This is a genomic window from Microcystis sp. M169S2 (genome assembly GCF_020245865.1).
Classification (GTDB): domain Bacteria; phylum Cyanobacteriota; class Cyanobacteriia; order Cyanobacteriales; family Microcystaceae; genus Microcystis; species Microcystis ichthyoblabe_A.
Genome location: NZ_JADBUB010000124.1, coordinates 1 through 6,938 on the forward strand (window position 1 = coordinate 1; position 6,938 = coordinate 6,938).

General features: G+C 42.3%; 5 protein-coding genes. 2 read left to right on the forward strand and 3 right to left on the reverse strand.

Annotation, left to right across the window (positions count from 1 at the left end; genetic code table 11):
• Positions 1–349 precede the first annotated feature (349 nt).
• The 3 genes from IM485_RS12925 to IM485_RS12935 all read right to left on the reverse strand — a co-directional run bounded on the left by IM485_RS12925 (position 350) and on the right by IM485_RS12935 (position 3,830).
• Positions 350–1,162: a DUF362 domain-containing protein gene (locus IM485_RS12925; RefSeq protein ID WP_104398365.1), complete on the reverse strand. Its 813-nt coding sequence runs from the start codon at positions 1,160–1,162 to the stop codon at positions 350–352.
• Between the two features lie 15 nt (positions 1,163–1,177).
• Positions 1,178–2,164 (reverse strand): tRNA dihydrouridine(20/20a) synthase DusA, encoded by a 987-nt coding sequence (gene dusA, locus IM485_RS12930; RefSeq protein WP_104398364.1) that lies wholly within the window; start codon positions 2,162–2,164, stop codon positions 1,178–1,180.
• 301 nt (positions 2,165–2,465) lie between these two features.
• Complete coding sequence (locus IM485_RS12935) at positions 2,466–3,830, reverse strand: hypothetical protein (RefSeq protein ID WP_104398368.1); 1,365 nt, start codon at positions 3,828–3,830, stop codon at positions 2,466–2,468.
• A gap of 206 nt (positions 3,831–4,036) precedes the next feature.
• Between IM485_RS12935 and IM485_RS12940 the strand changes: the two genes are divergently transcribed.
• Both IM485_RS12940 and IM485_RS12945 read left to right on the forward strand, forming a co-directional pair.
• The gene (locus IM485_RS12940; protein WP_002784562.1) at positions 4,037–5,326 is read left to right on the forward strand and encodes a glucose-1-phosphate adenylyltransferase; all 1,290 of its coding nucleotides are present in this window, start codon (positions 4,037–4,039) and stop codon (positions 5,324–5,326) included.
• Positions 5,327–5,592: 266 nt separating this feature from the next.
• On the forward strand, positions 5,593–6,690 hold the full coding sequence (locus IM485_RS12945) for a patatin-like phospholipase family protein (RefSeq protein WP_287743526.1): 1,098 nt from the start codon (positions 5,593–5,595) through the stop codon (positions 6,688–6,690).
• The last annotated feature ends 248 nt before the right edge of the window (positions 6,691–6,938 follow it).

Sequence of the window (6,938 nt, forward strand, 5' to 3'; positions counted from 1 at the left end):
TGGTCTTGGCTGTCTATATTTTAAACAATAAATTGCTGTATTGCAAGCATAGTCAGCTTTTAAAGATAAATTATTGTTTTATTGGTCAGCAATAATTGTCTGTTTTTTCTTTAATTTTACATGACAAGTTCGGAAGAGCCACATTTTAAATTTTTGACTGGTTGCCATAACCACTCTATTTCTTTGGGGGACATTTGGCTAGAGTCTTTATCCTGCCTACCTTTAAACCTCTTTGTCACCCCTTGAGATATTTTTTAAACAGGATTGCGCGAGGTCATTCTGTTATTCTGACTTCCCCTCCCGACGACCGGCTCCTGACTCCTAACCCCACCAAGAAACTTTTTTAACCCTAATTAGTTCCGTTTAAAAGTTGAGAACGAAGCAAATCGATCGCCTCTAAATAACTCGGCATCGGTTCATCACCTAACAGACAAGCACTGCGATCCACGCTAATCATATCATCACCCCAAAACACTTGACCGAGAGGAATAGATTTTCCTCGATCCGGTCGCCAATTGCTACTAAAATATTTGAGATTAGCGTCCACCACTGCCCCATCAAAAAGATGACCGATACAAAAATAAACATCCTGTAAAATTAGCGGTACGGAGGGGCGATGTAATTGCCCCCGCGAGTTGGGACTACGGGCTTTATAATGACTACGGGGAAAGAGTCCATAGAGATTTTTTAAAGAAGCAGAAATCAAGGGTTTATCCTTTAAATGGGTGCGTTTTAAGGTTCCAATCGTGATCCGACAATCCACTTCTTCGATAATTTTAGGGGCAAACATCGAGGGAAACCGGACAGGAAAAGGGGAAAGATTCGGATATTCTTGCTGGGTTAAACTATCAGCATCAAGAATAGTTATTCCAGGATCGAGAATAGATTTTACCCCCAAAATATCGATAATTTCTCTCAAAGAAATAGCAGAACAAACTCCCTCTAATAAGATGATTTCTGCCCCTGGATTTACCCCCCTCAATCCCCTCAAAACTTGACTTAATACCGGCAGACTAACCGTTACTGGTGGTGGCACAGGATAACCTAAATTAGGTTTAATTAAAATACGTTTAGCTGTGATAGCTGCCGGGGGAGGTTGATAAACAAAATCCGCCATAGCTGAATTTTTTACCCCGGCAGTAATTGAGGATTGGGTAATCATAGAAAAGAAAATAAATTAATGGGAATTGGCCAGATCATTTAGGGAATTTACCTGCTGTAAAGCTTGCCAGATTACCCCAGAATCGGCCCCAGGAAAATGGCTATTTTCACTAATATAACGCTTCCAGGCTTTAGTTCCGGGCTGACCAGCAAAAAGCTGTAAAAGATGCTTGCTGATCTGGTGTAATTTATAACCTTTACTCACCCATTCATCGATGTAGGGAAGCATTTTTTTGATTACTTCTTCCCGGGTAGGAGGAGTAGCCGATTCCCCATAAAAATCTCGATCGACTGTGGCAAATAAATAGGGATTATCGTAGGCTGCCCGACCGATCATGACCGCATCTACTAATTGTAAATGTTGTCTAGCCTGTTCTAAATTAATGATACCGCCATTAATTTCAATAAACAAATGGGGAAACTGATTTTTTAGGCGATAAACATCATCGTAACGCAGGGGGGGGACAGTGCGATTTTCCTTAGGACTTAATCCCTGTAACCAAGCTTTCCGCGCATGGATGGTAAAACGTTGACAACCCGCATCTGCGACAATACGGACAAAATTCGCCATATTTTCGTAACTATCCTGATCATCAATACCAATTCTCTGTTTTACAGTCACGGGAATCGATACAGCTTGATTCATTGCCGATATTCCCCTAGCGACTAATTCCGGGTTAGCCATCAAACAAGCGCCGAAATTGCCCTCTTTTACCCTAGAACTAGGACAACCCACATTGAGATTTACCTCGTCATAACCCATATCTTCGGATATTTTAGCACATTCTGCCAAAAGATAGGGATTATCACCCCCTAACTGCAAAGCTAGAGGTTTTTCTGCTAGGGAGAACCCCAGCAACTTATAGCGATCGCCGTGTTTAATCGCCATCGTCGTGATCATTTCCGTGTAGAGAAGGGGACGACGGCTAATTTGTCGCAAAAAATAGCGAAAATGGCGATCAGTATAATCCATCATCGGCGCCACACTTAAAATACTGCCCATCTTTCCCTTGATTTTTTTGCTGATCGGGACATTCTCTGAGTTTCCCCAGAGAATAACCAGTCTTCCTCTCAACATATTTTAAAGCTTTTTGGTAAGTAGGTAGGCGTTAAAAATTATCAGACACCACCCTTATCAAGGGGTGACTAAGGGTAGGGTTGATTCATGAATCAACCCTACTATGAATCAACCCTAGGACTAAGGGGGGATCGAACCTAAAATCCATTTTTAATTTAATTATAACCAGCTACTTAAATTACTGGTTAAGACTGCACCGGAGAAAGGACAAGGGGACTTTTTTGACTTATCTCCGTGGCATATTTGCCCCTTTAATCGTGTCGCGGATGACGATTTTTTGTTCTTTGGAATAACCAGCAAAAGAACGAGTAGCAAGTAACTCGATTTCTATCCCCGTACCCGATCGCAAAGATTCCACGGGTAAGGGTAATTGACCGATATCCAGAATAAATTGATTGCCCTCCTGTCGAACCAAATTAGCAGGCATATCTCCTTCATAGCGAGTAACAAAATCAGTTCTGGGACTGGTTTGCAGGTCGTCTGCTTGCCAACGAGTGACTCGATAACGCAGTTTAAATTTAGTGCCGATTAAATTTGATTGGGAAGCTTTATCTTCGAGAAAAAGCCTTAAATCAGTACCATTTCCTGTAATACCTTTTGCTTCTAATTGGGTGACATCTCGTTCAAAAACAGCATTATAAACGACAAATTCCGTAACATTATTGCGTTTTTGAGTGGTTCCCTCAATCCACAATTCACTGGGGACAGTTACCTTCATTTCCTTTTGATCATCGAGGGTTAAAGTAAAACGCTGATTAGCAAACCGGTTAAACTCTTGGGGCGCATTCCAAATTAAAATAAAAGAACGTTCCGATCGATCTAATAAAATCCGATATTGATCATCGATCAGGGAACCGGGAGAAAATAAAGACATTGCCCCAGTGCGAGTTTCCCAACTATTTTTAGAGAGAATATAACCCCGTTCTTTTAACTCCGCAAGGGCAACAGTTGCGCTCGGTTGATCGGCAGTTAAAGGGCGATCAATTTGAATTAAAGTTAACTGTCCTAAACGTCCCTCGCGACCGTTACGACCACTATTACCCGTCGCCCCATCCAGACCATCCTGACAGCTAAATTCTCTGGTGGTACAGCTATAATTGGCATCCCCCGGCCTACCGCTACAGGTTTGAATTGTCCAGAAAGGTTGGGAACAGCGACAACCCTTGCCTCCTTGGCCTCCCTGACCCCCAAAACCCCCGGCACCTCCGGCCGCATTGACCGTTACTTGTCTTAAAAAATCTAAATTAGTGGCATAGAGGGTTAAAGCACCGCCATTGCCCCCATCACCACCATTCCCGCCATTGCCACCGTTACCACCACCGGCCGCCTGAAGATTTCGTGTGACGTTGCTAGGTTGACCGCTACAGTTGCCATCGCTGCCATTGCCGCCATTTTCACCATCGACCCCTTTTTGTCCTGAAATATCGAGTTTTAGGGGAGAACCATCGAGAAAAAGGGTTAAACTGTCACTATTTTTGCCTTGGCTGCCGACCTTGCCAGCTTTCCCACTTTGACCTTGTTTACCGAAAGTCTGTACATCGGAACCTTGGGCTAACCAAGAACAGCGATCGCCAGTCACCGTGGCGGGCATTAGGTAAGGTAAAGGAAGAAAAAAGGTGAATATTAATGATTTAGCCCAGAAATTCATGATTTTAGCGAATTTATCCGCAAAGACTCCGATCAATTCCCTCTTGATGACTTTTAGATCTAGATTTTTGTTTCCCCTCTATCAATAAGGTGCGCTATCATCCTACACTTACTTTGAGAAGGAAACAGCCAATCGCGAGGGTTACGCGCGTGAAAAAAGTATTAGCTATTATCTTAGGTGGCGGGGCTGGAACTCGCCTTTATCCGTTAACGAAACTGCGGGCAAAACCTGCCGTCCCCCTAGCGGGAAAATATCGCTTAATCGATATTCCCGTCAGCAATTGTATTAACTCCCAGATTGACAAAATCTATGTGTTGACGCAATTTAATTCCGCTTCTCTCAATCGTCACCTCAATCGTACCTATAATTTTACGGGTTTTAGCGATGGTTTCGTGGAAGTTTTAGCGGCTCAACAAACCATGGAGAATCCTCAATGGTTCCAAGGCACGGCCGACGCAGTACGACAATATATCTGGACGATGAAGGATTGGGATATCGATGAATATCTGATTCTCTCGGGAGATCATCTCTATCGCATGGACTACAGCAAGTTCATCGAACGCCATCGGGAAACTAACGCCGATATCACTTTATCGGTGGTTCCCATCGATGAACGTCGGGCCTCCGCTTTTGGGGTGATGAAAATCAATGATTCGGGGCGAATTGTCGATTTTTATGAGAAACCCAAAGGGGCAGAATTGGAAAGAATGCGGGTAGATACGACGATTTTAGGCTTAAGTCCCGACCAAGCTCGTCAAAGTCCCTACATCGCCTCCATGGGAATTTATGTCTTTAAAAAGAATGTTTTAATCGATCTGCTCGATGCCAATAAAGAACAGACCGATTTCGGCAAGGAAATTATTCCCTCGGCGGCTAAAGACTACAATCTCCAGGCTTATTTATTTAAGGGTTACTGGGAAGATATCGGGACGATTGAAGCCTTTTATGAGTCTAATCTCGCCCTGACTCAACAACCCAATCCCGCCTTTAGTTTCTACGACGAAAAAGCCCCCATCTATACCCGTTCTCGCTATCTGCCACCGACAAAAATGCTCAATTGTACGGTGACAGAATCGATGATTTCTGAAGGTTGTATTCTCAAAGAATGTCGCATCCATCACTCGATTTTAGGTATTCGTAGTCGAGTCGGCAAAGACTGCACGATCGAGGATACAATGCTGATGGGAGCCGACTTTTATGAGTCTTTCCCCGAACGGGAAAGTCTGATCGGAAATGCCAAAATTCCCGTGGGTATTGGCCCTGGTTCCACTATTCGTCGGGCAATTGTGGACAAAAATGCTCGCATTGGTTCCAATGTTTTAATTGTTAACAAAGATCGTGTGGAAGAAGCTAATCGCGAAGATTTAGGTTTCTATGTTCGGAGCGGCATCGTGGTTATTTTCAAAAATGCCACTATTCCCGACGGCACGGTGATTTAATCTATCAGTTATCAGTTATCAGTTATCAGGTTTTCCATTTTTCTAGTTATTATCACCTTGTTCTAGCTGAAGACTGATGGCTTCAGCTAATTGCCTAGATAATTCCCTTAAAATCCTATCCTTTTCTAAAAGTGATAGCAAAATCTACCGAGCAGCTCTTCTGAAAATCAGAAAAATTTCTATATTTTTGCATCCGATTTTAAGTTTATCAATTAACCTTAAATTAAAGCCCTAGGGCTTAGATAGAAGCCATTCAAAGGATATTTATGAAAGCCAAAATCGCGATCGCTTGTCAGGGGGGTGGTAGTCAAACTGCTTTTACTGCCGGTGCCTTGAAAGCATTATTTGACAATAAAGTGCAAGATTACTTTAACATTGTCAGTCTCAGTGGTACTTCTGGCGGTGCTATCTGTGCCTTTTTCACCTGGTATGCTCTCAAAAAAGGTGATAGCATCGTTTGGAAAAGAATGATTGATTTTTGGGAAGATAATAGCGCTCGAACTCCCCAAGAACAACTATTTAATGACTCAGCTATTAAAGCTCTAGAATTAGCCAGCAAAGGATTAATTCCCCAGTATAATCTCAGTCCTTCCTCTCCGATTACTAAAACCTTATTTTCCCTAGCTACCTACGGTTTACGCAGTCGCTTTACCAACTTTGATCAGTTACTAAGAGCGCATATTGACTTTTCGGAATTAGCCACTTGGGGAGCTAAACCAGAACCCCCAATTTTATTAATTGGGGCCTGTAATATCCTGACAGGAAAATTAAGTAAATTTAACTCGCGCCAGGAAGCAGTTAAAATTGAACATATCCTAGCCTCTGCCTGTGTTCCTAACATTTTTCCTGCTGTCACCATTGAAACTATGGCCTACTGGGATGGACTATTTTCCGATAATCCCCCCATCCGTTCTTTAATTCGCCGTGAATTTGTTGGAGTCGAAAATATTCCCGATGAAATTTGGGTAATTAAAATTAATCCCACCTCTAGAGATAAGATCCCCGTGCAATCCGATGATATTGCTGATCGCCGCAATGAATTAGAAGGCAATGTTTCCCTATTTCAAGGTCTCGATCAGATTGACTTTCTCAATCAATTATTTCTTAAAGGAGCCTTTAAAGAGGAATTTTTGAGCGAGATCGGATTAACAGAACCATTGAAAATTCCTAAATCTTTCCCAGAAGATCCCGATCAGAATTACCATATTCCTATGATCGAAATGTCGGCGGAATTAGCCAATAGTCTCAACTATGAAAGTAAACTCGATCGCTCTCCTGCCAATATCCAGCGTCTGATCGCTGACGGCGAAAAACAGGGAAAACAGTTTCTAGAACATCGACTAAAAGCTATGGGTTTAAGATAATTTTTGAGGTTTCAAAAACGGCAAAAATAAGGATTAAATGGCATGAAATCTGTCAATAGACTATTTAATTGATTATTATTCATTCTCCTGACTACTGACTACTGACTCTCAAGGGGTGACAAAGAGGTTTAAAGGTAGGCAGGATAAAGACTCTAGCCAAATGTCCCCCAAAGAAATAGAGTGGTTATGGCAACCAGTCAAAAATTTAAAATGTTACCATCATTCTATCAGGCTTGTTTACAAGCTAA